We start from the raw sequence: 25,431 nt of genomic DNA on the forward strand, positions 1-25,431 counted from the left end.
CGGAAAGGGGGCGGCGGACGAGACCTGAACCCTCGTCCGCCGCCGTCAGGTGCCGTTCGCCCCTACGGGCGGCCGCGTTGGCCGCGCAGGTGTTCGGCGATCGGCTTGAGGCCCTTGTCGAGCTCTATCAGTGCCTCCGGCGACAGCAGGTCGATGAAGTGCCGCCGCACGGAGGCGACATGATGTGGCGCCACCTTCTTCATCATCTCCATGCCGTGCTCGGTGAGCACGGCGAACAGTCCGCGGCGGTCGGACTCGCAGTTCTCGCGGCGTACCAGGTTCGCGTTCTCCATACGGGTGATCTGGTGCGAGAGCCGGCTCTTGGACTGGAGCGTCGCCGCCGCGAGGTCGCTCATCCGCAGCCGGTAGTCCTCGGACTCGGACAGATTCACCAGGATCTCGTAGTCGTTCATGGTCAAGCCGAACGGCTGCAGATCCTTTTCGAGCTGGTACGTCAACAGCCTGTTGACCTCCAGGTGGGTGCGCCAGGCGCACTGCTCCGCATCGGTCAGCCAGCGCGTGGCCGTCTCGGTCTCCATGTATGAAGTCTACCTAAAATGTTGAAAGGCGAACTAGTGAGGGTGGTGTGACTGCGCGCACGCGTTCGATGTCACACTCCGCAGACTACCGCTCACAGCCCGAAGCGACGTTGCAGGTCTCCCAGCTGTCCGGGAAGGCGCGGTGCCCCCTGCGGCTGTGAACGACCTGTGAAAGGCCCGCTCGCGCCGGGTACTCCGGGCTCCTGTGGAACCGCTCCCGTGGCCTGCTCCGCCATCAGCGTCTCGGTGGACTGGAGCAGGACCGTGCCGGCCCCCACGAACTCGAACTGGTGCTCCTCCCCGGAGGCCCCGCCGAGGCCCGTCATCGCACGTAGACCGCCCATGACCCCGGTCATGTACCCGTGGTCGTAGTGGTGGCACGGGGAGGGGCAGTCGGCCCATCCCACGAGTGCCTGCGGATCCACCCGGATCGGGGGTTCCATGAACACCACCGGACCGTTGGACGCGGCCACAAACTTCCCGGTTCCGATAAGGGTCAGAAAACCCGGCACGATCGACTGTTTGAGCGCGAGACTTGGCTGAAAAGCGAGCAGGTTGCCAGAGCGAATGGTCAGGTTGCCCTCGTCCAGATCGTACGAATTCACGTCGAAGGCCCGGTCGGCGAGGAGCATCTTGCCCGAGCCCTCCGCCACCACCCAGTCGCTCGCGTGCAGAGGCGAATGGAAGGAAGTGCGCACCAGGCGGTCCAGACGGCCGTGTCCGACGCCGTTGAAGTCGATCGAGCCGTAGTAGGCGATCATCTTCCCCTTCTGCAGGAACCACTGGCTGCTCTTGAGCTCCACGCAGAAGGTGTACTTGTTCACGTTGTCGTCGACGGGAAGGGTCATGGGGTCGTGCACCACCGGCCCGGCGGCACCGTATGCGCTCACAGCTTCTCCTCCGACGCCTGGACGTACACCGTGCCGTTCCCGCTGAGCTCCAGCTGGAACGCCTCGCCGGAGCCGCGGCCCACCATCTCCCGCCAGCCGAGCGCGGCCGACAGCTTGTTGCGGATGTCGCCGTGGTGGGCGACGTAGGCCTGCGGGTCGACGTGGACCGGGCGCTGCGGGGTGACCGGGATCTCGAAGACGCCGCCGTGGGCCATCACGGCGACCGCGCCGCGGCCCGTGAGGGTGGTCGTGAACAGGCCCTGGCCGGTGACCTGGCCGCGCACCAGGCCCATCACGCCGCCCTGGGAGCCCATGAACATCGTGCCCTGCTGGAGCGTCCCCTCGAAGGCGAGCAGCCGGTCCGCCTCGACGTAGAGGGTGTCGCCGGAGAGGGTGATGACCTGGACGTGGTGGCCGCCGTGCCCGAAGAAGACCGTGCCGCTGCCCTCGACGGTCATCAGCGGAGTGGCCTCGCCCGCGACCCGGCGGCCGATCATGGACATCACTCCGCCCTGGCCACCCTGGATGTTGGGCGTGAAGGAGACCTCGCCCTTGTAGGCGAGCATCGCCCCGCGCTGGCTGTACAGCCGCTGTCCGGGCACGACGGTCGCCTCGACCATCTTGGAGTTCACCTCGCGCAGGGCCATCTCACACGTCCCCCGCGATCGTGTTCCGCTCGCTCGGCTGTACGTACACCAGGCCGTCCCCCTCGAACCGGATCTGGAAGGCCTCGCCGCCGCCCTCGCCGAGGAAGGTGCGGAAGGTCACACCCGACTGGAAGGACTGGCGGAGGCTGCCCTGGTGGGCGATGTAGGCACCGGGGTCCACGGTCAGCGGGTACTGCGCGCTGACCCGGAGCACCACCGCGGGGCCGTCCGACATGATCGCCGCCTGGCCGTGGCCCTCGACGGTGGTCGTGAACAGCCCGTTGCCCTGGGAGGCGCCGCGCAGGCCGGTGAAGCTCGTGCCGGTGCGCAGGCCGGCGTCGGTGGCGAGCAGGTTGCTCGACTCGACGTACAGCTTGTCGCCCTGCAGGCCGACCAGGTTGATCTCGGACGCCCGGTCCGCGAACCAGCACGTCCCGTGCCCTTTCACCTCCATCACCGTCATCTGCTCGCCGGTGAGCCTCCGGGTCACCATCCCCCGGATCCCCTCGCCGCCGCCGCTCAGTTTCTTGAACGCCATCTGCCCGTCGTACGCCACCATCGAGCCGTTCTTCGCCTTCACGGCGTCCCCGGTCATCTCGACGGCGAGCACCTTGCTGCCCTGGAGTCGGAACATCGCCACGCTGCGAAGGTAGCCGCCCCGCGACCCCACCGACAGGTCCCCGGGGTGGACTTCGTCCCGGATCCTCCCCCTAGGGGCCTGCGCCGCACCCCTTCCTCGCCGTCCCCGCCCGCCCACCCCCGCGCCCGGCCCGTGCGGCTGCTTTGCCACAATGGGCGGACGTTTGTGCTCGCGTTCACAAAGAGTGGACGTCTCTCCCACCGAAGGTGACTCGTGGACATCAAGACCGCCACCGCCATCCGCCGACTGCGCCTGGTCTCCGCCCCGGAGGCCGTCTCCTTCCTGATCCTCCTGCTCTGCTCGGTGCTGAAGCGGACCACGGACTTCAACGCGGTGCCCGTGATGGGCGCGGTCCACGGCGTCCTGTTCATCCTGTACGTGATCTTCTGGGCCGACGCCTGGAACCGCGCCAAGTGGTCGCTGGGCACCGGACTCCTCTACTTCGTCCTCTCGGTCCTGCCGACCGGCGGCTTCTTCGCGGAGCGCAAGCTGAAGCGCGCCGCCGAGGACGAGGTCATCGCCGCCCGTGCCCGCAAGGAAGGAACCGTGAACGCATGATCGTCGCCTTTTCCGTGACGCCGCTGGGCGTCGGCGAGGAGGTCGGGGAGTACGTCGCCGACGCCGTCCGGGTGGTCCGCGCGTCCGGGCTGCCCCACCGCACCGACGCCATGTTCACCTCGATCGAGGGCGACTGGGACGAAGTCATGGACGTCGTCAGGCGTGCGGTCGCCGCCGTCGAGGAACGCGCCCCGCGTGTCTCCCTGGTCCTGAAGGCGGACATCCGCCCCGGTGTCACCGACGGCCTCACCAGCAAGGTGGAGACGGTCGAGCGGCACCTCGCGCGGTGACCGGCGGCGGCTGAGGTCAGCCGCCCGGAGCCCCCGAGGCCAGCGCGATGCCCAGGGGAGTCCGCTCGTACAGCACCTGGTGGCCGTAGCGGCGTGAGGTCAGCAGGCCCGCGTCGCGCAGGGCCGCCAGGTGCGCCGAGACCGAGGACGGGGCCAGCCGCAGCCGGTGGGCGAGGGCGGTGGTGGTGGCCGGTTCGGCGAGGGCGGTCAGGACCGTGGCGCGGCCCCGGCCGAGCAGCCGTACCAGCGCGCCGGGCGTGTCCTCGGCCGGGTCGGTCCACAGGCCGCCGATGCCACGGGCCGGGTAGACCAGCGTCGGCAGGGCCGGCGGGTCGAAGGTGCTGACCAGGTCCGGCCAGGTGAACACGCTCGGCATCAGCACCAGGCCCTGCCCGCCCAGGCGCCGTTCGTACGCGCCGGGCGAGGCCACCGTCAGCGTCCCGGACCGCCAGCCGCACCGGCGGTGGATCTCCGGCAGCAGCCCGCCCAGGCCCACCTCCGCCAGCCGCCGGGAGTGGAAGGCGATGTCCGCCTCCAGCAGGGCGCGCAGCCGGGGCCAGTCCGGGGCCACCAGGACCCGCCAGGCCGCCTCCAGCGCCCGGGTCAGCTCCCTGACCATGCGCGCCGGATCGGCGAGCCAGGCCCGGCCGGTCGCCGACTCCAGCGCGCCCGGCGTGTCCGCGAGCGAGCGCGCGGTGTCCGCGCGGGCCGTCTGCGGGTCCACCGCGCGCAGGGCGGCCAGTTCCTCCTCGAAGGAGGCGGCAGGACCGGTCGGCGGCGGCACCAGCCAGTCCGGCGAGTGGCCGCGGCGGGGCATCAGCAGCCACAGCGGGGCCAGGTCGAGCCCGGCGGCCACCGCGCTGATCCGCCGCAGCCAGGGCGCGTGATAGCCCTGCCGGTCCGGCCGCCGCAGGGTCCGCACCGCCTCCTGCGTCTCCCAGAGCGGGGACACGGCGAACCGGCAGCGGAGGAAGTCGTCCTCGTCGAAGTGCAGGTGGGAGGGCATGGCGGGGTCCTGGGCGGGGGAGCGGCGGCTGCGGGAGGGGCGGAAGATTCGGCTGGTGCCGAAACTCTAAGCGCACGGCCCCGGTGCGGGCACGCTGCCCTCCATGTCCGCGCCTGCCCTGGAGAGACCCGCCGGCTACGGCCGGGTCCTCGCCGTACCCGAGTTCCGTGCCGTCTTCGCCGCCCATGTGCTGTCCATGCTCGGTGTGATCGTCAGTGAGATCGCGCTGTCCGTGCTGGTCTACGACCTCACCGGATCGCCGCTGCTCAGCGCCCTGACCTTCGCGCTGGGCTTTCTGCCCTACCTGATCGGCGGCACCCTGCTGGCCCCGGTCGCCGACCGGTTCCCGGCCCGCCGCGTGCTGGTGGTGTGCGACCTGGTGTGCGCGGGGTGCGTGGCGGTGATGGCGGTTCCCGGCACCGGGATCGGGGTCCTGCTCGGGCTGCGCTGCGCGCTCGCCGTCGTCTCGCCGGTGTTCGCCGGCACCCGGATGGCGACCCTGTCCGACATCCTCGGCGGCGGCGACCTGTTCGTGCTCGGCCGCTCGCTGCTGCGGATCGTCGCGCAGAGCGCCCTGCTGGTCGGCTACGGCCTCGGCGGACTGCTGCTCGCCGTCCTCACCCCGCGGCACGCCCTGGTGATCACCGTCGGCACCTTCCTCGCCTCGGCGGCGCTGCTGCGCCTCGGCACCCGGCGCCGTCCGGCCCGCGTCCGGACCCGGGAGCGCGGCGGCACCCGGCAGCTGCTGGCCGACCGCCGCGTCCGCGTCCTGCTCCTCCTCTTCTGGATCCCGGCCATGTTCGCCGTCGTCCCGGAGGCGCTCGCCGCGCCGTACGCCGACGCGCTCGGCACCGGCTCCCCGGGGCTCGGCCTGCTGATGTGCGCGCTGCCGGTCGGCACGGTCGCCGGCGAGCTGTACGCCGGTGCCCGGCTCGGCCCGGCGGCCCGGGAGCGGATCGCCCTTCCGCTGGTCTGCCTCACCCTGCTCCCGTACCTGGGCTACGCCCTGCACCCGTCCCTCGCCGTGTCGCTGCTGCTCCTGCTGGTGGCGGGGGCCGGGTCGGCGTACACGCTGGGCCTGGACCAGTGGTTCGTGCGGGCCGTGCCCGAGGAGCTGCGCGGCCGGGCCATGACGGTGCTCAGCGCCGGGCTGATGACCCTGCAGGGCGTCGGGATGGCGCTGGCGGGTGTGGCGGCGGAGGCCGTGGGGGTGCGGGCGACCGTGGCGGGCGCCGGGGTGGCGGGCGTGCTGTGCTGCTGCGCTCTCGCGGTGGCGGCCCGGCGGTCGGCGGGGCCGGTGCCGTAGCCGAGAGGCCCGTGCCGGCGGGCGGCGGCCCCGGTGTGACCGCGCTGTGGCCGCGGAGGTGACCGAAAGCCGAGACACGGCTGACCGGTATATGACCGGCCGGTAGGGTCGGTGGCGTGCCGAAGCCTCTCAGTCTCCCCTTCGACCCCATCGCCCGTGCCGACGACCTCTGGAAGCAGCGCTGGGGAAACGTGCCGTCGATGGCCGCGATCACGTCGATCATGCGGGCCCAGCAGATCCTGCTGGCCGAGGTCGACGCGGTGGTCAAGCCGTACGGGCTGACCTTCGCGCGCTACGAGGCGCTGGTGCTGCTGACCTTCTCCAAGGCCGGTGAGCTGCCGATGTCGAAGATCGGTGAGCGGCTGATGGTGCACCCGACCTCCGTGACGAACACCGTCGACCGGCTGGTGCGCTCCGGTCTGGTGGCCAAGCGGCCCAACCCCAACGACGGGCGCGGCACGCTCGCCACGATCACCGAGAAGGGCCGCGAGGTGGTCGAGGCGGCCACCCGGGACCTGATGGCGATGGACTTCGGGCTCGGGGCGTACGACTCCGAGGAGTGCGCGGAGATCTTCGCGATGCTGCGTCCGCTGCGGGTGTCGGCACACGACTTCGACGAGTGACCCGGGACAAGATCTCCCGGAACGGGTCGTTACGCTCGTCCCCATGAAAAAGAGCGTGCTGACCCGCTACCGCGTCCTGGCCTACGTCACCGGTGTGCTGCTGGTGCTGCTGTGTCTGAGCATGATCGCCAAGTACGGGCTGGACATCGACGGCGCGGCCGACGTCACGCGGGTCGTCGCCATCGCGCACGGCTGGCTCTACGTCGTCTACCTGGTCTTCGCCTTCGACCTGGGCTCCAAGGCGAAGTGGCCGGTCGGCAAGCAGCTGTGGGTGCTGCTCGCGGGCACCGTCCCGACCGCGGCGTTCTTCGTGGAGCGCAAGGTCAGCCGCGAGCTGGAGGCCAAGGTCACCGAGGGCACCCCGGTCGTCGCCAAGGCCTGATCCCACCGCCGTACGGACACCCGTACGGCGGTCCCCCATCGACTTTTACTAGGACGTCCTAGTAAATTCGGGGGTATGGACGCTGACGCCATCACGGAGGGCCGCCTACGCTGGCAGGCCCGCTACGACGCGGCCCGCAAGCGGGACGCGGACTTCACGACGCTCTCCGGTGACCCGGTGGAGCCGGTGTACGGGCCCCGGCCGGGTGACACGTACGAGGGATTCGAGCGGATCGGCTGGCCGGGGGAGTACCCCTTCACGCGCGGGCTGTACCCGACCGGCTACCGGGGGCGGACCTGGACCATTCGCCAGTTCGCCGGGTTCGGCAACGCCGAGCAGACCAACGAGCGCTACAAGATGATCCTCGCCAACGGCGGCGGGGGTCTTTCGGTGGCCTTCGACATGCCGACCCTCATGGGCCGCGACTCCGACGACCCGCGCTCGCTCGGCGAGGTCGGGCACTGCGGGGTGGCCATCGACTCCGCCGCCGACATGGAGGTCCTGTTCAAGGACATCCCGCTCGGTGACGTCACGACCTCGATGACGATCAGCGGCCCGGCCGTCCCCGTCTTCTGCATGTACCTCGTCGCCGCCGAACGGCAGGGCGTCGACCCGGCGGTGCTCAACGGCACGCTCCAGACGGACATCTTCAAGGAGTACATCGCCCAGAAGGAGTGGCTGTTCCAGCCCGAGCCCCATCTGCGCCTCATCGGCGACCTGATGGAGTACTGCGCGGCCGGCATCCCCGCCTACAAGCCGCTGTCCGTCTCCGGCTACCACATCCGCGAGGCCGGTGCGACGGCCGCGCAGGAGCTGGCGTACACGCTCGCGGACGGCTTCGGATACGTCGAGCTGGGCCTCAGCCGCGGCCTGGACGTCGACGTCTTCGCACCCGGACTCTCCTTCTTCTTCGACGCGCACGTCGACTTCTTCGAGGAGATCGCCAAGTTCCGCGCGGCCCGCCGGATCTGGGCCCGCTGGATGCGGGACGTGTACGGGTCCCGGTCGGAGAAGTCGCAGTGGCTGCGCTTCCACACCCAGACCGCGGGCGTCTCGCTGACCGCCCAGCAGCCGTACAACAACGTGGTCCGCACGGCCGTCGAGGCGCTCGCCGCGGTGCTCGGCGGCACCAACTCGCTGCACACCAACGCCCTCGACGAGACCCTCGCGCTGCCCAGCGAGCAGGCCGCGGAGATCGCGCTGCGCACCCAGCAGGTGCTCATGGAGGAGACCGGCGTCGCCAACGTGGCGGACCCGCTGGGCGGTTCCTGGTACGTCGAGCAGCTGACCGACCGGATCGAGGCCGACGCCGAGAAGATCTTCGACCAGATCAAGGAGCGCGGCCTGCGCGCCCACCCGGACGGGCGGCACCCGATCGGACCGGTCACCTCCGGGATCCTGCGGGGCATCGAGGACGGCTGGTTCACCGGGGAGATCGCCGAGTCGGCCTTCCAGTACCAGCAGTCCCTGGAGAAGGGCGACAAGCGGGTCGTCGGCGTCAACGTGCACACCGGGTCCGTCACCGGGGACCTGGAGATCCTGCGGGTCTCGCACGAGGTGGAGCGCGAGCAGGTCCGGGTGCTGGACGCGCGCAGGACCGCACGCGACGAGGGCGCGGTCCGCTCCGCCCTGGACGCGATGCTCGGCGCCGCCCGCTCCGGGGCCAACATGATCGGGCCGATGCTCGACGCCGTACGCGCCGAGGCGACCCTGGGCGAGATCTGCGGTGTGCTCCGCGAGGAGTGGGGCGTGTACACGGAGCCGGCGGGCTTCTGAGCCGCGGTCACCCGTGGGTGCTCCCGGAGGGCGACGGCCCGGTGCCGCCGCCCTCCGGGGGCTTCCCTCAGAAGGACCAGAGGTACGGGGCGGTGACGCCGCCGGTGGCCAGTCCTGCTCCCTGGGCCACGTTGACGTCGGCGCTCGCGATGTATCCGCCGCCGTTCACGTAGGCGTCGACGTGGACCATGTACACGGAGGCGCTGGTGCGCTGCCAGTAGGCGGTCTGGCACTGGCCGGCGGGCACGCCCATGAAGCCGCCGTTGCCCCAGTAGACGTTCGTCTGGAAGATGCTCTGGGAGCAGACCTGGAGCTGCCAGGCCGGGACCGAGGAGGCGGACGCGGACCCCGCCAGTCCCAGGGTGAGGGCGCCCACCGCGGCACCGACGGTGGCGGCCGCGCGAACGCGTGATCTGAACATGGACTTCATCGGTCTTCCAACCCTCGCTGACGCAGGAACCTTGCGGACGTCAGCTTGTTCGACCGCAGGGCCCGACTTCCTTACGACGAGGGGGAGTTGGGCCGGACGGGCAGAGTTGTTGCCCGTGCGGCGGCGGGTCAGACGCCGAGTTTGCCGAGGGTCCAGCCGGTGACCGCGTCCAGGCGGCCGCGCCAGAACGGAAGGGTGATCGGGGTGGCGCCGGGGACGAAGAGGGTGGTGTCCTTCAGGTGCACGAAGCGCGGCACCTCGGCCGCGGACTCGTCGTGCCCGCCGACCTCCTCCCGCACCTGCTCCAGCATCCGGTCGACGGTGTCGGGGAAGAGGCCCATCGTGCCCGCGCTGGTGTTGGCCTTCGTGAGGATGGTCTCCGTCCACAGGGACTTCCAGGTCTCCCGGGAGACGAGATCGCCGCTGATCACACCGCTGGGGGTGCCCAGGGTGATGGTCATGCTGGTGACGCCCTGGCCGCCGTCGACCATCGTCAGCAGCAGGGACAGGTAGAGGTCATGCACGGGCTCGGTGGTGAGGATGCCGTTGCCTTCGGGGCGGCTCATGGTGCGTTCCTTCTGTGCTCGCGCACCGAGGGCCGTCCGTGGGCGGTGCGCTGTTGCCAGCAACGTAGCGGACGGCGGCGGCGGTGACCGGCGGCGCTCCGTCGCCAGCGTGGCGGACCGCCCGGCGGCCGGACCTGCGGCGGGCCTCGCTCAGCAGATCCTGCTCCTGAGGGGTGAGGGCGGCGAGGAGCCTCGGGTTCTTCAGCCACCCGCTGAGCAGGGCGTGCGAACCGCCGAGGCCGAGGGAGTACGACCACAGGCTCTCGCCCCGGGAGCCGCCGCTCCAGCCCGCCGCCCAGGCCAGCAGATGGCGGATCTTCTCTTCGGTCTTGTACCGGATCGGTACGGGGTGCGCGGGATGCATACCTACATGTTAAGTAGGAGTGACGCGCCGCCGTCAAATGGTGAACGAGCGGCGCCGAGCGGTGAGTTGCCCGTTCGGCGGGCGGTGCCGGGGGCGGTCGGACCGAGGGGGCGCAAGGTCTGCCCGAAGGGGTGACCGAAGCCACTTTAGTTCTGGATTGAACAATCAAGAAAGACTGCTAGGCTCTGCCCATGAGGGAAGCGCGGATGTGCGACCCGATTGTGTATTGATCATTCCAGAAAGGGACTGTCATGGAACTGCACCTCAAGGGCAAGGTCGCCGTCGTCACCGGAGCCAGCAAGGGCATCGGCCTCTCCGTCGTGGAGGGCCTGGTCCGCGAGGGCGCCAAGGTCGTGGCCGGCAGCCGTACGTCGACCCCCGAGCTGGACGCCCTGGCCGCCGAGCACGACGTCACCGTCGTGGCCGTCGACCTGTCCACCCCCGAGGGTCCCGAGGCCCTGGTCCGTGCGGCCGTGGAGCGTCATGGCCGGATCGACGTCCTGGTCAACAACGTGGGCGCCACCAAGCCGCGCGAGTCGTTCCTGAAGGTGAGCGACGAGGACTGGCTGAACGTCTTCGGCCTGACCTTCTTCAGCGCCGTCCGTGCCAGCCGCGCCGCGCTGCCGCACCTGATCGCCGCGGGCGACGCCGCCATCGTCAACATCGGCTCGATCAACGCCCGGCTGCCCTTCCCGATGGTCGTGGACTACTCCGCGGCCAAGGCCGCGCTCACCAACCTCAACAAGGCCCTCTCCGAGGAGTTCGCCCCGCAGGGCGTCCGCGTCAACGCCATCGCCCCCGGACCCGTCCGCACCCCGTTCTGGACGGCACCCGGCGGCTTCGCCGACGCCACCGCCGCGGCCGCCGGCACCACCGCCCAGGAAGCCCTCGACACCGTCGTGCCGCAGAGCATGGGCATCACCTCCGGCCGCATCACCGAAGCCAACGAGGTCGCCGACCTCACCCTCTACCTCGCCTCCCCCCTCGCCGCCAACATCACCGGCGCCGAGATCGTCATCGACGGCGGACAGATCAAGACCCTCTGACACCACCCGGCAAAGCACCCGCGCACCGTCCCACCCGGACGCCGTACCGGCCACGAGGCCGTGCGGCCTCCGGGCGGGACGGTGTGAGCGGCCCCGCCCGTCCCCACGAATCGAGCACCATCCGGAACCAGGAATCAGGAAAGGACGCCAGGTGAGCGGCTCTGAACCGTCGCGACCCATGCAGGTGACCGTCCTGGCAGAAGACAGACTGACTGCGCAGGGCGTCGAAGCACATCTCATCGCCGACGACCGTGTACGCGTACTGCCCGCGGACGCCGAGGAACGCCCCGACGTCCTGCTGCTCATCACGGACGACCTCGGCGAGAGGACGTTCGCGGTGCTGAAGCGGTACTGCCCGGAGGACCCGGCCGGGGCGCCCCGGCTCGTCCTCGTGGCCAACCGGCCCACCGCCGAACAGCTCGTCCGCGTGGTCGGGCTCGGCCTCGTGGCCTTCATGTCCCGCGAGCGGACCACCCTCGCCGACATCACCGAGATGCTGTGCGCGGTGGCCCGCGGCGCGGCGTCGCTGCCGCAGTCGCTGCTGGGATCGCTGCTGGAGCAGATCCGCACCCGGCAGTGGAGCGACCAGGGTGTCGGCGCCGACGACGAGTCGTCGTCCCTCACCACCAGGGAACTGGCGGTGCTGCGGCAACTGGCCGCCGGTTTCAGCACGACGGAGATCGCCGCAGCTCTCCACTACTCGGAACGAACCGTCAAATACATCATCCACGAGATCATCGCGCGCCACGGCCTGCGCAACCGCGTCCACGCCGTCGCCTTCGCCCTGCAGAACGGCCTGCTGTGAGGGCTCAGGCGGCCCGCGCGTCCGCGGCCGCCCGCGCGTGCGCCCGGAGCCGCAGCTGCCGAAGCGCGTAGTGCTGCCGCGACTTGACGGTGCCCGCGGGGACACCGAGGATCCTGGCGGTCTCCTGCACGGTCCTGTCGTTGAGGTACGTGTGCACCAGCACCTCCCGGTGCTCCCGGGAGAGATGCCGCAGCAGCGACACGGCGTCCACCGAGGCCGCCACCGCGTCGGCGTGGTCGCCCTCCAGCACCCCCGCGAACTCCGGGCCCGGATACTCCGAGCCCGGGGACTCATGACGGTGATAGGCGCTGCGTATCCGGTCGATGGTCAGATTGCGGGCCACGGTCAGCAGCCAGCCGTGCACCGATCCCTCGTTCTCGTAGAGCCGCTCCGCGTGGTGCCAGGCCCGGATCAGGGTCTCCTGCACGATGTCCTCCGCCGTGTGGCGGTCCCGCAGCATGCGTTCGACGTAGGCCAGCAGCGGTTTGGTGTGGTCGGCCGCCAGGGCCCGCAGAAGGTGTTCGCGGGGTGCCGTCGGAGGCCCGGCCGGCGCGAGGGCGCAAGTCATGTCTATCCCGTGGGGCAGGGTTCCGCCCTCCGGCGCGGTGCGCACGGGCGGAGTCGGAGCGCCGGGCGAACCGGTTCGAGGCTCGTCGCCGACGGGCACGACGCGTTTGCGTGCCTGTTTCCGCGCGATCGTAGGCAGCCGGTGCCGCCGGAAAACTGACGGATTCCTGACCGGCCGCACGCCAAAGGAAGCGCGCGCCCAGGCCGGCCCCCACGACCCCGCCGGTACCGCCGCACGGCGCGCCGCCAGGTGATACACGGTCCGCGCCGGCCTGGGGTTCAGCCCAGTTCGCGGAGCCTGCCCCGGACACCCTCGGCGTCCGGGTGGCCGATGCCCTCCAGGATCTCCAGCGCCTGCCCGAGCGCCGTGGCGGCGCTCTCCGTCCGCCCCGCCGCCAGATGCGTGTCGGCGATGTGGGTGAGCGTGTCGGCCTCCAGATAGGAGTCCCGGATCCGCCGGTACAGGGCGAGTGCGTGCCGGAAGCCGTCGAGCGCCCGGTCGAGCCGTCCCAGCCGCAGGTGGGCGACGCCCAGGCTGTCCCAGGCCGCCGCCTCGCCGTTGGGATCGCCGGTCTTGCGGTGCACGGCGAGCGAACGGCCGCACTCCTCGAGGGCCTTGTCGTACGCGCCCAGCAACAGGTACGTCCAGCCCACCTCGTTGTGCACGCTTCCCTCGGCGTTGAGGTGACCGGCGGCGCGGTACAGCTCCAGCGCCTGCCGGTAGTGGTCCAGCGCGTCGGCGTGCCTCCCGTGCCGGTTGGCGACGAACGCCCAGTACCGGTGCACCCGGGCCTGGCCGCACGTGTCGCGCAGCTCCTCGGACAACTGGAGGGCGCGGTGCAGGTGTTCGTCGGCCCCGTCCCACTGCCCCAGCCGGCTCAGCGCGAAGCCGAGCGCCCGGTGACCGTGCGCCTGGCCCGTCAGGTCGCCCCCGCGCTGCGCCGCGGTGATGGCGGCCGTCTGGACGGTCCGCTGCTGCTGCCAGCGTCCGTTGCGGTCCAGGTACAGCTCCAGCACGGCGGCCAGCCGCCAGCCGTAGCCGCCGTCCCCGCGGCGGACGTCCTGCTCGACGGCGGCCAGCAGCACCGCGCGTTCACGGTCGAACCAGTCGGCCGCGGCCCGCTGGTCGGGGAACCGTTCGGGCAGCGTGTGCGCGGCCGGACGGGGCAGCAGGATCCGCTCCCGGTGCGGGGCCAGGGCGGCCTCCGCCGCGTGCGCGCTGTGCAGGTAGTGGTCGAGCAGCCGGGTGTGCGCCGCGTCCGCGTCCTGGCGGGAGTCGAGCTCCTCGACGAGTTCCGCGGCGTAGGCGCGCAGCAGGCCGTGCAGGGAGTACCGGCCGGGCTCGTTCTCGACCAGCAGGTGCGCCCTGACCAGCTCGGTCAGCTGGGCGCGCACCTGACGTGGCCGGACGGCGGCCAGTCCGGCCGCGGCGGCCACGGAGCAGTCGGGACCCGGGTGCAGGGCGAGCAGCCGGAACAGCCGGGCCGCCTCGGGCGTCAGCGCCCGGTACGACCAGGAGAAGACACACCGCACGTCGGCCAGGGGCGGCTCCCCGGAGAACGCGTCGAGACTGCCGTGGCCCGCCCGCAGCTCACCGGCGATGGAGGCCAGCGGATACCCGGGGTTGAGCGCGGCGCGGGCGCTCACGATGGCCAGCGCCAGCGGCAGCCGCTCGCACAGGCCGATGATCTCGGCGGCCGCCTCCTCCTCGCGGGCGACGCGGTCCTCGCCGAGCCGCCGGCCGAGGAGCGCGCGGGCCTCGTCCTCGTCCGGCTGCCGCAGGGCGAGCGCGTGCGCGCCCTCGACGGCCATCAGCCCCTGGAGCTGGTGACGGCTGGTGACGACGGCCAGGCAGCCGTCCGGCGCCGGCAGCAGCGGACGCACCTGCTCGGAGTCGAGGGCGTTGTCCAGGACGACGAGGACGCGCCGGCCGGCCAGCAGCCGGCGGTAGGCCGCGGCCTGCGCGCCCAGCTCCGCGGGGATGCGGCCGACGGGCACGCCGAAGGCGTCGAGCAGCGCGCGCAGCGCCTCGGCCCCGCTCATCGCCGCCCCGCTCAGATGGAAGCCGCGCAGGTCCACGTAGACCTGCCCGTCGGGGAAGCCGGGGGCGAGGCGGTTGGCCCAGTGCACGGCGAGGGTGGTCTTGCCGACGCCGGCCATCCCGCTGATGACGACGGCCTGCGCGGCCTCACCGGCCCCCGGCACGAGCGCGTCCAGCCGCTCCAGCTCGGCCTGACGGCCCGCGAAGGAGCCGAGATCGCGCGGGAGTTGAGCGGGATGCGCGGGCTCGGGGGCGGCGTCGGCGACGGAGCCGGTGACCGGGCCGGCGGCGGGGGGAGCGGCTGGGTCGGTGACGGCGGTGACGGCGGTGACGGCGGTGCCGCCGGTGCCGGTCGGGGTGGCGGTCGCGGGGGAGGCGGCGGCCGGTGAGGGCGGGACGTATGCGGCTGTCCGACCGTCCGGCGCCGAGGCCACTGGCGAGCGCCGATCCGGTGGCTCCGTCCGTGCCGGTGCCGGTGCCGGTGCCGGATCCTGAGCCGCATCCCGTGCCTGCTCCAGCGCGGCGCGGTGGGCCGCGCGGAGTTCGGGGCCCGGGTCGAGGCCGATCTCCTCGGCGAGGCGTGCGCGTACCGTCCGGTACGTCTCCAGCGCCTCCGCCTGGCGGCCCGCGGCGGCCAGCAGCTCGACGAGCCGGGCTTGCAGCGCCTCGTCGAACGGATGGTGGGCGGCGGCCTGGCGGAGCGTGACCAGGACGCGTTCGGTCAGTGCGGCACCGGCGGTGGGCAGATGCCCGGCGGCCTCCTTCACGGCGACGACGTGCTCGTCGTCGATGGCCGTGAAGACCGGCAGGGCACGCACCTCGGGAGGGATCCCGGACGCCGAGGGCCCCCGCCACAGGTCCAGCGCCTCGACCAGCGACTCCACGGCCCGTGCCCGGTCCGCCCGCCGGGCCGCGTCCCTGGCGTCCTCGCACAGCGCCCGGAACCGCAGCAGGTCCAGTTCGTCACCGGTGACCCGGAGGGCGTAGCCGCCCGCGGCGCGGACCAGGCGGCTGGAGGCGGTGCCGGAGACCAGCTCGGGTTCGAGCAGCCTGCGCAGGGCGGCGACGTGGCGGTGCACCACGTTGGCCGCCGTCGCCGGGGGATCCGCGTGCCACAGCGCGTCCACGATCTCGTGCAGCGGCACCGGCTGTCCTGTGTGCGCCAGCAGCAGGGCCAGCAGGGCCCGCTGTTTGGGAGGGCCCAGTCTCACATCGGTGGAGTCCCGCCAGAGCCGGACGGGCCCGAGGATCTGAAAGCGCATGGTCGGTCGATTCTATTGGCCCGCGGAGCCCACGGCATGTGCTGCGGATATCGCCTTCAGGCAGCGTAAATGCCTGAAAGGGCAGCGGAATTCGCCGCCGGCCGGGCCGGGCCGGAATATCCGGTCGCCGGCTTCGATCGCCGGAATCGCTTCTCGCGGTGTCGCCGGCCGCGCACGCGGCGGCCCGTCCACGGGCGGGTCGGATCGCGCGTGGACGGGCCGGTACCGGGCGCCGGCGCGGTGGCCGGCGGCAGGGCGGACTCAGACGGAGAGGCCGGCCTTCAGGGCGGTCGCGATGTGGACGACGCGCTCGGCCTGCACGCGGGCGGCCTCACGGGTCGTGTCGTCCACCGGGTTGTTGCCCTGCGCGTCGACGTGCGAGGTGCCGTACGGGTTGCCGTCGGCGAACTTCGAGGCGTGGGTGTATCCCGGGGCGACCACGATGCCGCCGAAGTGGTGGAAGGAGGTGTACAGGGCGAGGAGGGTGGACTCCTGGCCGCCGTGCACGGTGGCGGACGAGGTGAAGCCGCTGTAGACCTTGTTCGCGAGCTTGCCCTGCGCCCAGAGGCCGCCGAGGGTGTCGATGAACTGCTTGAGCTGCGAGGCGATGTTGCCGAAGCGGGTGGGGGAGCCGAAGATCACGGCGTCGGCCCACTCGATGTCGTCCGCGGTGGCCTCGGGGAGGCCGGCGGTGGCGAGGGCGTTCGCGGCCCAGGCGGGGTTGGAGTCGATGGCCGCCTGCGGGGCCAGCTCGGCCGCCTTGAGCAGACGCACCTCGGCACCGGCCTTCTCGGCGTACTGCGCCATCTCCCGGGCGACCTCGGCGATCGTGCCGGTGGAGGAGTAGTAGACGACAGCTACCTTGATCGGGGTGCTCACGGTGGTGTTCTCCGTTTCCTGGGAGTCGTTCGTTCGGCTGCGGCTGAAGATGCCCATGGCAGGTCGCAATCTTGTGATTCCGTGCCCGCACATCGGACACTCGTTGAACATTAAACGAGGTGGTCGTTGAATGTTAAATCATGTGAGTCACCCCACACCGGGACGGCCCCTGCGGCATCGGACGCTCCCGCCGGCGACTGCCTGACCGGTCGGGCGCCGGTGCCTCTTGGGGCACCTTGATCGGCTCGCGCTTGCCGCGCGGCGACGGCGGCTGCGACGCTCGTCGCGCCGGCCGGTGGTCAGGACCGGCCACGCGCATCCGGCGCGTCCCCGCCCGTTGCGTCCCGTCAGCGGTGGGGTGCGGGCGGCCGTCCTCCCCTTCCCTGGGACGGCGGCCCGCGGACGTCACGTGCCAGGCCGCCGTGGGGGCGGCGGGCACGTGCTCCGCGGAGGCCGGTCCCGGTCCTGGTGGGGGCCGGGACCGGTCTCGTCTCCGGGTGCCGCTGCCGTGCCCCGACGGCAGCGCGCGAGGGCGGGCAGTGCCGGGGCGGCCACCCCCCAGGTGGTACCGCCGCGGACCCCGCCCCTCGCCCCCGGCCGGTTCCCTGTCCGCCGCCGCTCATGACAGGGAACCGGCCGGGTCCGGACGGCGGCCCCGACACCTTCTTGACGCAACGCCGAACAGCCGGCCCTGGCATCCAGGGCCGGCTGTTCGGCGTCGGTGCGGCCGCTACTTCACCGACCCCGCCATCACCCCCTGCACAAAATGCTTCTGGAAGGCGAAGAAGACCACCACCGGTACCACCAGTGACACGAACGCCCCCGGCGCCAGGACGTCGATGTTGCTGCCGAACTGGCGTATCTGGGACTGGAGTTCCACCGTCAGGGGCTGGGAGGAGCTGTCCGCGAAGAGGAGGGCGACCAGCATGTCGTTCCAGACCCAGAGGAACTGGAAGATGGCGAGGCTGGCGATGGCCGGGCGGCCCACCGGGAGGACCAGCTGGACGAAGATGCGCCACTCGCTGCCGCCGTCCATGCGGGCCGCCTCCAGCATCTCCTTCGGCATCTCCGCGAAGTAGTTCCGCAGCAGGAACACCGCGAACGGCAGGCCGTAGGCCACGTGGAAGAGGACCACGCCCGGGATCGTGCCGAACAGGCCCAGTTCACCGAAGAGTTTGGCCACCGGCAGGAGGCCGATCTGGACCGGGACGACCAAGAGGGCGACCACCACCAGGAAGATGCCGTCCCGGCCGGGGAAGTCCAGCCACGCGAAGGCGTAACCGGCGAGGGCCGCGATGACCACCACCAGGACCGTCGCAGGCACCGAGATGAGCACCGTGTTCCACAGCGACCGCGTCATGCCGGAGTTCTTCAGCAGTGCCGTGTAGTTGTCGAAGGACAGCTGCCCGGGGCTGGAGAACACCGTCCACCAGCCGCCCTTCGCCGTGTCCTGCGCCGATCGCAGGGACGACAGGAGCAGGCCGGCCAGCGGGGTGAGCCACACCAGGCCGATCACCACCAGGAAGGCCTGCACCAGGCCGTTGCCGAGGCCGCGGCGGATCGCGTTCATCGCTGACTCCTTCGGAAGCGGCGGACGTTGAAGGCCATCGCCGGGACGACGAGCAGCAGCAGGAGCACGCCGAGCGCGCTGCCCAGGCCCTGGTTGTTGCCGCCGCCGAACGACACCAGCCACATCTGCGTGGCCAGCACGGTCGCGTCCTCCTGCACCGGTCCCGGCGCGATGATGTAGACGAGGTCGAAGACCTTCATCACGTTGATGACCAGCGTCACGAAGACCACGGTCAGCACGGGTGCCAGCAGCGGGACCGTGATGCGCCGGAAGATCTGCCACTCGTTGGCGCCGTCCATCCGCGCCGCCTCCAGGGCGTCGCGCGGCAGCGCCGCGAGGCCCGCGCCGATCAGGACCATCGCGAAGCCGGTCCAGATCCACAGGTAGGCGCCGATGATGGCCGGGGTCACCAGGGCCGGGCCGAGCCAGGAGACGCCCTGGTAGGGCTGGGCGAAGTTCGAGGCGGGGAGGCGGAGGGTGTAGGTGCCCGCCTCGAGGCCGGTGAAGCGGTAGGAGCCGTCGGCGGCCGTGGTCGCCGTACCGGCGGTGGTGCCGTCCGCGGCGACCGCCTCGACGCGCATCCTCGGCAGCCCGCTCTCCGCGCGGTCGACCGTGCCCTGGCGTCCTCCCCCGCCGGGGGTGAAGTCCAGGTAGACGACCCCGCTGACCTCGCCGGCCGCCGCGGGGCGCTGTGCGGCCCGGTAGGCCGGGCGCGCGTCGCCGGGGACGTCGCCGGGGGCGACGCCCACCATGCCGAAGTCCACGGCGGTGCCCGGTGACACCGGCCGGCCCGTGCGGTACGAGCCGTCCCGGTCCGCGGTGACGCCGTGACCGTCGCGGGCCCGTGCCGTCGGGTACTCGGATGATCCCTTGAACGCGTCGTGGACGCCGACGACGGCCGCGTTGAGGACGCCCTTGGAGGGGTCCTCGTCGTAGGCGAGGCGGAAGACGATGCCCGCGGCGAGGAAGGACACGGCCATCGGCATGAACAGCAGCAGCTTGAAGGCGGTCGCCCAGCGGACCTTCTCCACCAGGACGGCCAGGACCAGGCCGAGGCCGGTCAGCAGGGTCGGCGCGACGACGACCCAGATCGCGGTGTTGCGTACGGCCTTGAGGGTGGCCGGGTCGCGGAACATCTCGGTGTAGTTGTCGGCGCCGACGAAGCGGTCGCCGGAGGCGTCGAAGAAGCTGCGGCCGACGGAGAACAGCACGGGGTAGACGACGAGGGCGCCCAGCAGGAGCAGCGCGGGCAGGACGAACAGCAGGGCGACGGTCCGGGCCCGCCGCCGGGTGCGGCGGGCCCTTTCGGCGGCGCCGGCCCGCGGCGGGCTCGTCGTCTCCTCGACCAGGGTGGCGGTCATGGCCGGTCAGCCCTTGTAGGCCTTGGCGGCGGCCGCTTCGAGCTTCGCGGCGGTCGCCTTGGGGTCGGAGGGGTCGCGCAGGAAGTCCTGGAGGAGCTTCCACTCGCCGGCGCCCTTGGTGCCGCCGAAGGCCGCGGGAGCCTGGTCGGACATGTCGAAGCGGACCGAGTCGCCGGCGTCGACGAGGGACTTGGCGGTGGCGCGGGTGACGTCGTCGGCGTAGGAGTCGAGCGGGAGGTCCTTGTTCGGGGAGAGGTAGCCGCCGGCCTTGGCCCACACGGCGGAGGCCTCGGGGGTGGCGAGGTATTCGAGGAGCTTCATGCCGGCCTTGGCGTTCTTGCCGTCCTTGAGGACGACGGCCGCGTCGCCGCCGCTGACGACCGGCGCCTTGCCGGTGCCGACGGCGGGGAAGGGGAAGAAGTCCGCGTCCTTGCCGATGGTCCTGCCGAACTGGTCGTGGGCGACGCCGGCGACGAAGTCGCCCTCGTAGACCATGCCCGCGTCGGGCTTGGGTCCGAAGACCTTCTCCACGGAGCTCGGGAAGTCGGTGTTCAGCGCTTCCTTCTGGCCGCCCGCGACGAGTTCCTTGTCCTTGAACAGCTTGCCGAGGGTGGTGAGCGCGGCGACCACGGAGGGGTCGGTCCACTGCAGCTTGTGGGCGGCGAGGGCGTCGTACTTCTCGGGTCCGGCCTGGGAGAGGTAGATGTTCTCGAACCAGTCGGTCAGGGTCCAGCCGTCCTGGCCGCCGACCGAGAAGGCCGCGAGGCCGGAGTCGGAGAGGGTGTGGCCGACCTTGAGCATGTCGTCGTAGGAGGCGGGCGGGGTGACGCCGGCCTGGCTGAACGCGTCGGGGCTGTACCAGACGGTCGACTTGTGGGCGGCCTTGAAGTAGAGGCCGTAGAGGGTGCCGTCGACGCTGCCGTAGTTCTTCCAGACGGGGGCGTAGCCGGCGTCGACGGACTTCTCTGCGGTGGCCGACAGCGGGGTGAGCCAGCCCTCCTTGGCGAACTGCTGGAGGACGCCGACCTGCGGGACCATGACCACGTCGGGCGCGTTGCCGCCCTCGATCTTGCTGCCGACGACGGTGGAGACGTTGTCGCCGGTGGAGACGAACTGGGTCTTGGCGCCGGTCTTGGCGCCGAACGCGTCCAGGACCTTCTGGAAGTTCTTCTGCTCGGTGCCGGACCAGACGCCGGCCACGGTGACGGTCTGGCCGCTGAGCGCCTTGTCGCCGCCGCCCGCGGAGACGGGGTCGCCGCTGCCGCAGGCGGTGGCGCCGAGCGTGAGGACGAGGGCGGTGCAGCTGGTGAGCAGGGTCGTACGGCGTCGCATCATCGTTGATGTTCCCTTCGGGTGCTGTCGACTGCTGGGTGTTCAGAGGTCGTTGATCCACCAGGCGGCGGTCGAGCCGGGGAGGATCCCGGCCGGACAGGGGCCGCTGGCCAGGAGCGGGGTGCCGGGGACCGGCGCGGGGGTCGGTGACGTACCGAAGTTGACGGCGCAGACCAGGCCGTCGCCGCGGACGAAGGCGAGCACGTCGGGCGGGCTGTCCAGCCAGCGCAGCTCGCCCTCGCCCAACTGGTCAAGCGCGGCGCGCAGTTGGAGTCCGTCGCGGTACAGGTGCCAGAAGGAGCGGGTGTCGGCGAGGGCGCGGTCGGTGGCGTACTCGGCGAAGTAGTCGGGCTGCGGGAGCCAGGGCTTGGCGCTCTCGGCTCCTGGGGTGAAGCCGAACGGGGACGCCTGTCCGGACCAGGGCAGCGGCACCCGGCAGCCGTCGCGGATGCGGGCGCGGCTGCCGGTGCGGCGGAAGATGGGGTCGGTGAGGACGTCGTCGGGCAGGTCGACGACCTCGGGCAGGCCCAGCTCCTCGCCCTGGTAGATGTACGCGGCTCCGGGCAGCGCCAGCATCAGCAGCGCGGCGGCGCGGGCGCGGGCCGGGCCGAGGCCGCTGCCCTCGGGGGTGGGTTCGCCGTAGCGGGTGACCGTGCGGACCTGGTCGTGGTTGTTGAGGACCCAGGTGACCGTGGAGCCGGTGCCGGCGATGTCCTGCATGGCCTCGGCGATGACCTTGCGGAAGGCGTCGGCGTCCCAGGGGGCGCTGAGCAGGTCGAAGAAGAACGCCTGGTGGAGTTCGTCGGGGCGGACGTAGCGGGCGTGTTCGCGGGCGGTGGGGACGGAGACCTCGCCGACGAGGAGGCGTTCGGAGCCGTCGCGGGCCGCGTACTCCTCGCAGACCGACCGCCAGTGCCGCCAGACGTCGTGCACCTCGGGCTGGTTCCAGGCGAGCGGGTTGACCGAGTCGCGGGTGCGGGCGTCGGCCTCCGGGTCGTCGGAGTCGGGCAGTTCCGGGTGCTTGTAGAGGCCGGCGGCGACGTCGATGCGGAAGCCGTCGACGCCCCGGTCCAGCCAGAAGCGCAGGACGCGGTCGAACTCGGCGGCGATCTCGGGGTCGCGCCAGTTCCAGTCGGGCTGGTCGGGCGTGAACATGTGCAGGTACCACTGGCCGGGCCGGCCGTCGGACTCGGTGATCCGGGTCCAGGCGGGGCCGCCGAACATGGCGTGCCAGTTGTTGGGCGGTTCGGCGCCGTCGGGTCCGCGGCCGTCGGCGAAGTGGAAGCGGGCGCGCTCGGGGCTGCCGGGCGGCGCGGCGAGTGCCTTCCGGAACCACGGGTGGTGCGAGGAGCAGTGGTTGGGCACGATGTCGAGCAGCACGCGGATGCCGAGCCGGCGGGCCGCCGCCATGAGCCGGTCGAACTCGTCGAGGTCGCCGAAGACCGGGTCGACGTCGCGGTAGTCGGCGACGTCGTAGCCGTGGTCGTGCTGCGGCGAGGGGTAGAAGGGGCTCAGCCAGATCCCGTCGACGCCGAGCTTCTTCAGGTAGGGCAGTCCGGCGCGGACCCCGGCGAGGTCGCCGATGCCGTCTCCGGTGCTGTCCAGGAAGCTGCGGACGTACACCTGGTAGATGACCGCGTCGCGCCACCAACGGTGCATGTTCAACCCATTGCCTGTCTCTGGTGCCTGGTGGTTATGCATGCATGTTAAGTAAGCGTGTCTGGGACGTGTCAACGAGAAGCGGGCAACTGGTGCGCCTACAGGGGTTGTTTATAGGGATAATTCAGCTCGAAAGGGAGACAGGTGAGACCTGGGCGTTACCTAACAAGTAACTAGGAGGACCAGGCGGGGCGCTCTAGCGCTGCGGCACCGCGGCGAGTTCGCGGGCCAGCCGCCGGACCGCCGCCTCGGGCGTCTCGTGCCCGGTCATCGCGTCGCGCACGACCGCCTGCACCACCAGGCTCACCTGGCCGTACCGCGGGCTCTTGGGCCGCGGCGCCGCGGACAGCACGCTCGCGCGCAGCGTGGGCAGGTAGGGGAAGCGCCGTACCAGCGCCGGATCCTCGTACAGGGCGGCGCGTACGGGCGGCAGCGCGCCGAGCGTGAGCACCTGGCGCTGGACCCGCTCACTGGTCAGGTAGGCGATCAGACGGGCGGCCGAATCGGGGTGCCGCGCATGGGAGTTGACGGCCAGGTCGGAGCCGCCGAGCACGCTGGTGCCCAGCCCGTCGGGGCCCGGCAGCCGTACGGCCCCGATCTTTCCGGCGACCGGGGAGCCGGGGGCCGAGGCGACGGCGTACGCGTAGGACCAGTTGCGCAGGAAGAGCAGCCGGCCGTCCTGGAAGGCCTGCTTGGACTCCTCCTCCTTGTACGACAGGGCCTGCTTCGGGATCCAGCCCTCCCGTACGCCGCGGGCCAGGAAGTCGATGCCCTCCCGGGCCGCCGCGGAGTTCACCGTGACCCGGTCGCCCTCGTCGCCGAGGATGGTGCCGCCCGCCGAGTAGACGGCCTCGGCGGCGTTCACCGTCAGGCCCTCGTAGGGCAGGAACTGGCCCGCGTAGCCGTCCAGTCCGTACTTCGGCGCGATGGTCTTCGCGTCCCGTTCCAGCTCGGCCCAGGTCCGCGGCGGCGGCACGCCCTCCTTCGCGAGGACGTCCTTGCGGTACAGCAGCAGTCCGGCGTTGGTGACGTAGGGCACCGCGTAGAGCCGGCCGTCGTAGGTCGCGGTGTCCACGACCGGCCGCAGGAAGGAGTCGAGCGGGAAGCGCCCGGGATCCAGCGGGCGGATCCATCCCGCGGCCGCGAACTCGGCGGTCCAGGTGACGTCGATGTTCAGGACGTCGAACCGGCTGCGGTCGCCGCCGCGCAGGTCGGTGACCATCTGCGCATGGGTCTCGTCGGCGGAGTCGGGCAGCTCGACGAGCGTCACCCGCTCGCCCGGATGGGTGCGGTTCCACCCGTCCAGCACGGTGCCCAGGTATCCGGTGAGGTCCCCGGCGGTGGCCAGCGTGAGCGGTCCCCGGCCGTCCCCGGCGCCCGCGCCGTCGGCGGACGGCCCGTTCGACGAGACGCACCCGGTCAGGACGACGCCCAGGACGAGGAGGCACCTACCCGCGGCCCTGAGCCACCGCATAGGTTCCTCCCTGTGCGCCGGCGTCGTCGGTGGCCGCCGGCGGTGTCACCACGGCTCGAAGGCCATGTATACCCGTTAGGTATGGGCGATACTAGATCCTGGGACACTTTACGAGGACAGGAGGACGACGGTAGTGCGGCTGCCCCTCCTTGCCCTCCTGGCCCGGGGACCTGCCCACGGGTACGAGCTCAAGCAGGGCCTTGAGCAACTGCTGGGCTCCGCGTACCCTCAGCCGAACGTCGGCCAGATCTACGTGACCCTCGGCCGCCTCGAGAAGCAGGGACTGATCGAGGGCGAGGACATCGAACAGTCCAGCCGGCCCAACAAGAAGGTGTACCGCCTCACCGCGACCGGGCAGGACGAGCTCCGCGCCTGGTTCGACAGGCCCGAGGACGAACCACGGGTGCGGGACGACTTCTTCATGAAGCTGGCCCTCGCCCCGCGGACCGGCATCGCCGACCAGATCGCGCTGATCAACAAGCAGCGGCGGCAGTACCTCAACTCGATGCGCGACCTGTCGAAGCTGGCCGCCGCGGAAGACCGGGACAACCGCATCGCGCACCTCCTGATCGAGGGTGCGATGCTGCACCTTCAGGCAGACCTCGACTGGCTGGAAAGGTGCCAGGAAGAGCTGGAGGACCTGGAGTGAGCGACGGCCCCGCTCCCGTGCTGCGCGCCGCGGGCCTGGTCAGGACGCACCACGGCGAGAGCGGTCCGGCACACGCCGTCCGCGGGGTCGATCTGTGCGTGCGCCAGGGCGAGTTCGTGGCGATCACCGGCCCCTCCGGGGCGGGCAAGTCCACGCTGCTGCACCTGCTCGGCGGGCTCCAGCAGCCCGACAGCGGCAGCATCTGGCTGGGCGGCGAACGCACCGACGCCTGGCGGGAGACCCGCTGGGCGGTGGAGCGCAGGCGCCGCATCGGCATCGTCTTCCAGTTCTTCAACCTCGTCTCCAACCTGTCCGTCGCCGACAACGTGGAGCTCCCGGCCCTCCTCGCCGGCGTGCCGCCCCGCCGGGCCCGCGCCGAGCGGGAGGCGCTGCTGGCCGAGTTGGGCATCGCCGGCAAGGAACGCAGCATGCCCGGCGAGCTGTCGGGCGGCGAGCAGCAGCGGGTCGCCCTGGCGCGGGCCCTGGTCAACCACCCGCCGCTGCTGCTGGCCGACGAGCCCGCCGGCAGCCTGGACAGCAAGGGCACCCGCGAGGTGATGCGGCTGCTCACCCGCTTCCACCAGCGGGGGCAGACGATCGTGCTGGTCACCCATGACGCCCGGCTGGCGAGCGCGGCCGGCCGGGTCATCAGCTTCTTCGACGGCAGGATCGCCGACGACGCGCAGCTCGACACCGCCCCGGCGCGCCGGCCCGGCACCTCCGGGGTGCTGGAGCTCAAGGACTGACGAGCCCGCGGACCGCCGTACGG

The 25,431-nt window shown here is 71.7% G+C and carries 26 protein-coding genes; 10 read left to right on the top strand and 16 right to left on the bottom strand.

Annotated elements, in window-relative coordinates; all coding sequences use genetic code 11:
* Positions 1-62: 62 nt before the first annotated feature.
* The 4 genes from ACIQOE_RS18700 to ACIQOE_RS18715 all read right to left on the bottom strand — a co-directional run bounded on the left by ACIQOE_RS18700 (position 63) and on the right by ACIQOE_RS18715 (position 2,710).
* A complete protein-coding gene (locus ACIQOE_RS18700; RefSeq protein WP_351322014.1) occupies positions 63-539 on the bottom strand; it encodes a MarR family transcriptional regulator in 477 nt (158 codons plus the stop codon).
* Positions 540-631: 92 nt separating this feature from the next.
* On the bottom strand, positions 632-1,429 hold the full coding sequence (locus tag ACIQOE_RS18705) for an AIM24 family protein (protein ID WP_401412424.1): 798 nt from the start codon (positions 1,427-1,429) through the stop codon (positions 632-634).
* Entirely contained in the window at positions 1,426-2,076 is a 651-nt protein-coding gene (locus ACIQOE_RS18710) for an AIM24 family protein (RefSeq protein ID WP_351322018.1), read from the bottom strand. Before ACIQOE_RS18710 ends, ACIQOE_RS18705 begins: the two co-directional genes overlap by 4 nt.
* A gap of 1 nt (position 2,077) precedes the next feature.
* Complete coding sequence (locus ACIQOE_RS18715; protein WP_401412554.1) at positions 2,078-2,710, bottom strand: AIM24 family protein; 633 nt, start codon at positions 2,708-2,710, stop codon at positions 2,078-2,080.
* A gap of 219 nt (positions 2,711-2,929) precedes the next feature.
* On the opposite strand from ACIQOE_RS18715, the gene ACIQOE_RS18720 reads away from it, so the two are divergent.
* Positions 2,930-3,274 carry a DUF3817 domain-containing protein gene (locus tag ACIQOE_RS18720; protein WP_351322022.1) on the top strand — a complete coding sequence of 115 codons (345 nt, stop codon included), beginning with the start codon at positions 2,930-2,932 and terminating at the stop codon, positions 3,272-3,274.
* A complete protein-coding gene (locus ACIQOE_RS18725) occupies positions 3,271-3,564 on the top strand; it encodes an MTH1187 family thiamine-binding protein (protein WP_399012838.1) in 294 nt (97 codons plus the stop codon). Before ACIQOE_RS18720 ends, ACIQOE_RS18725 begins: the two co-directional genes overlap by 4 nt.
* A 16-nt stretch (positions 3,565-3,580) precedes the next feature.
* Here ACIQOE_RS18725 and ACIQOE_RS18730 read toward each other — a convergent pair whose 3' ends face one another.
* Entirely contained in the window at positions 3,581-4,570 is a 990-nt protein-coding gene (locus ACIQOE_RS18730) for a DUF5937 family protein (protein ID WP_351322027.1), read from the bottom strand.
* Between the two features lie 103 nt (positions 4,571-4,673).
* Between ACIQOE_RS18730 and ACIQOE_RS18735 the strand changes: the two genes are divergently transcribed.
* The 4 genes from ACIQOE_RS18735 to ACIQOE_RS18750 all read left to right on the top strand — a co-directional run bounded on the left by ACIQOE_RS18735 (position 4,674) and on the right by ACIQOE_RS18750 (position 8,657).
* Positions 4,674-5,876, top strand: a complete 1,203-nt coding sequence (locus ACIQOE_RS18735) for an MFS transporter (protein ID WP_351322029.1) — start codon at positions 4,674-4,676, stop codon at positions 5,874-5,876.
* Between the two features lie 116 nt (positions 5,877-5,992).
* Entirely contained in the window at positions 5,993-6,499 is a 507-nt protein-coding gene (locus tag ACIQOE_RS18740) for a MarR family transcriptional regulator (RefSeq protein WP_351322031.1), read from the top strand.
* 43 nt (positions 6,500-6,542) lie between these two features.
* The gene (locus tag ACIQOE_RS18745) at positions 6,543-6,881 is read left to right on the top strand and encodes a DUF3817 domain-containing protein (RefSeq protein ID WP_351322033.1); all 339 of its coding nucleotides are present in this window, start codon (positions 6,543-6,545) and stop codon (positions 6,879-6,881) included.
* Between the two features lie 75 nt (positions 6,882-6,956).
* On the top strand, positions 6,957-8,657 hold the full coding sequence (locus ACIQOE_RS18750) for a methylmalonyl-CoA mutase family protein (protein WP_362645352.1): 1,701 nt from the start codon (positions 6,957-6,959) through the stop codon (positions 8,655-8,657).
* A gap of 67 nt (positions 8,658-8,724) precedes the next feature.
* Here ACIQOE_RS18750 and ACIQOE_RS18755 read toward each other — a convergent pair whose 3' ends face one another.
* The 3 genes from ACIQOE_RS18755 to ACIQOE_RS18765 all read right to left on the bottom strand — a co-directional run bounded on the left by ACIQOE_RS18755 (position 8,725) and on the right by ACIQOE_RS18765 (position 10,017).
* Positions 8,725-9,087, bottom strand: coding sequence for a hypothetical protein (locus ACIQOE_RS18755; RefSeq protein ID WP_401412429.1), 363 nt, complete (start codon positions 9,085-9,087; stop codon positions 8,725-8,727).
* Positions 9,088-9,215: 128 nt separating this feature from the next.
* Positions 9,216-9,653 (bottom strand): hypothetical protein, encoded by a 438-nt coding sequence (locus ACIQOE_RS18760; protein ID WP_351322039.1) that lies wholly within the window; start codon positions 9,651-9,653, stop codon positions 9,216-9,218.
* Entirely contained in the window at positions 9,604-10,017 is a 414-nt protein-coding gene (locus ACIQOE_RS18765) for a hypothetical protein (protein WP_351322041.1), read from the bottom strand. The genes ACIQOE_RS18760 and ACIQOE_RS18765 overlap by 50 nt, the downstream gene beginning before the upstream one ends.
* Before the next feature lie 251 nt (positions 10,018-10,268).
* Between ACIQOE_RS18765 and ACIQOE_RS18770 the strand changes: the two genes are divergently transcribed.
* On the top strand, positions 10,269-11,063 hold the full coding sequence (locus tag ACIQOE_RS18770) for an SDR family NAD(P)-dependent oxidoreductase (protein ID WP_401412431.1): 795 nt from the start codon (positions 10,269-10,271) through the stop codon (positions 11,061-11,063).
* A 178-nt stretch (positions 11,064-11,241) separates the two neighbouring features.
* On the top strand, positions 11,242-11,868 hold the full coding sequence (locus ACIQOE_RS18775; RefSeq protein ID WP_351322046.1) for a response regulator transcription factor: 627 nt from the start codon (positions 11,242-11,244) through the stop codon (positions 11,866-11,868).
* Positions 11,869-11,872: 4 nt separating this feature from the next.
* Here ACIQOE_RS18775 and ACIQOE_RS18780 read toward each other — a convergent pair whose 3' ends face one another.
* The 8 genes from ACIQOE_RS18780 to ACIQOE_RS18815 all read right to left on the bottom strand — a co-directional run bounded on the left by ACIQOE_RS18780 (position 11,873) and on the right by ACIQOE_RS18815 (position 24,013).
* Entirely contained in the window at positions 11,873-12,436 is a 564-nt protein-coding gene (locus ACIQOE_RS18780) for a sigma-70 family RNA polymerase sigma factor (protein WP_351322048.1), read from the bottom strand.
* A 278-nt stretch (positions 12,437-12,714) separates the two neighbouring features.
* Positions 12,715-15,738 (bottom strand): AfsR/SARP family transcriptional regulator, encoded by a 3,024-nt coding sequence (locus ACIQOE_RS18785; RefSeq protein WP_401412434.1) that lies wholly within the window; start codon positions 15,736-15,738, stop codon positions 12,715-12,717.
* Between the two features lie 261 nt (positions 15,739-15,999).
* Entirely contained in the window at positions 16,000-16,617 is a 618-nt protein-coding gene (wrbA, locus tag ACIQOE_RS18790; RefSeq protein ID WP_351322052.1) for an NAD(P)H:quinone oxidoreductase, read from the bottom strand.
* Between the two features lie 730 nt (positions 16,618-17,347).
* Complete coding sequence (locus tag ACIQOE_RS18795; protein WP_351322054.1) at positions 17,348-18,187, bottom strand: carbohydrate ABC transporter permease; 840 nt, start codon at positions 18,185-18,187, stop codon at positions 17,348-17,350.
* Positions 18,184-19,548 carry a sugar ABC transporter permease gene (locus tag ACIQOE_RS18800; protein WP_351322056.1) on the bottom strand — a complete coding sequence of 455 codons (1,365 nt, stop codon included), beginning with the start codon at positions 19,546-19,548 and terminating at the stop codon, positions 18,184-18,186. The genes ACIQOE_RS18795 and ACIQOE_RS18800 overlap by 4 nt, the downstream gene beginning before the upstream one ends.
* A 6-nt stretch (positions 19,549-19,554) precedes the next feature.
* Entirely contained in the window at positions 19,555-20,883 is a 1,329-nt protein-coding gene (locus ACIQOE_RS18805; RefSeq protein WP_365556397.1) for an ABC transporter substrate-binding protein, read from the bottom strand.
* A 39-nt stretch (positions 20,884-20,922) separates the two neighbouring features.
* Entirely contained in the window at positions 20,923-22,539 is a 1,617-nt protein-coding gene (locus ACIQOE_RS18810) for a glycoside hydrolase family 13 protein (RefSeq protein WP_365556395.1), read from the bottom strand.
* A gap of 196 nt (positions 22,540-22,735) precedes the next feature.
* The gene (locus tag ACIQOE_RS18815; protein WP_401412438.1) at positions 22,736-24,013 is read right to left on the bottom strand and encodes an ABC transporter substrate-binding protein; all 1,278 of its coding nucleotides are present in this window, start codon (positions 24,011-24,013) and stop codon (positions 22,736-22,738) included.
* Between the two features lie 133 nt (positions 24,014-24,146).
* Between ACIQOE_RS18815 and ACIQOE_RS18820 the strand changes: the two genes are divergently transcribed.
* Entirely contained in the window at positions 24,147-24,662 is a 516-nt protein-coding gene (locus tag ACIQOE_RS18820; protein ID WP_351322065.1) for a PadR family transcriptional regulator, read from the top strand.
* On the top strand, positions 24,659-25,408 hold the full coding sequence (locus ACIQOE_RS18825) for an ABC transporter ATP-binding protein (protein WP_351322067.1): 750 nt from the start codon (positions 24,659-24,661) through the stop codon (positions 25,406-25,408). Before ACIQOE_RS18820 ends, ACIQOE_RS18825 begins: the two co-directional genes overlap by 4 nt.
* The last annotated feature ends 23 nt before the right edge of the window (positions 25,409-25,431 follow it).

The organism is Streptomyces sp. NPDC091282 (genome assembly GCF_044757385.1).
Lineage (GTDB): Bacteria > Actinomycetota > Actinomycetes > Streptomycetales > Streptomycetaceae > Streptomyces > Streptomyces gramineus.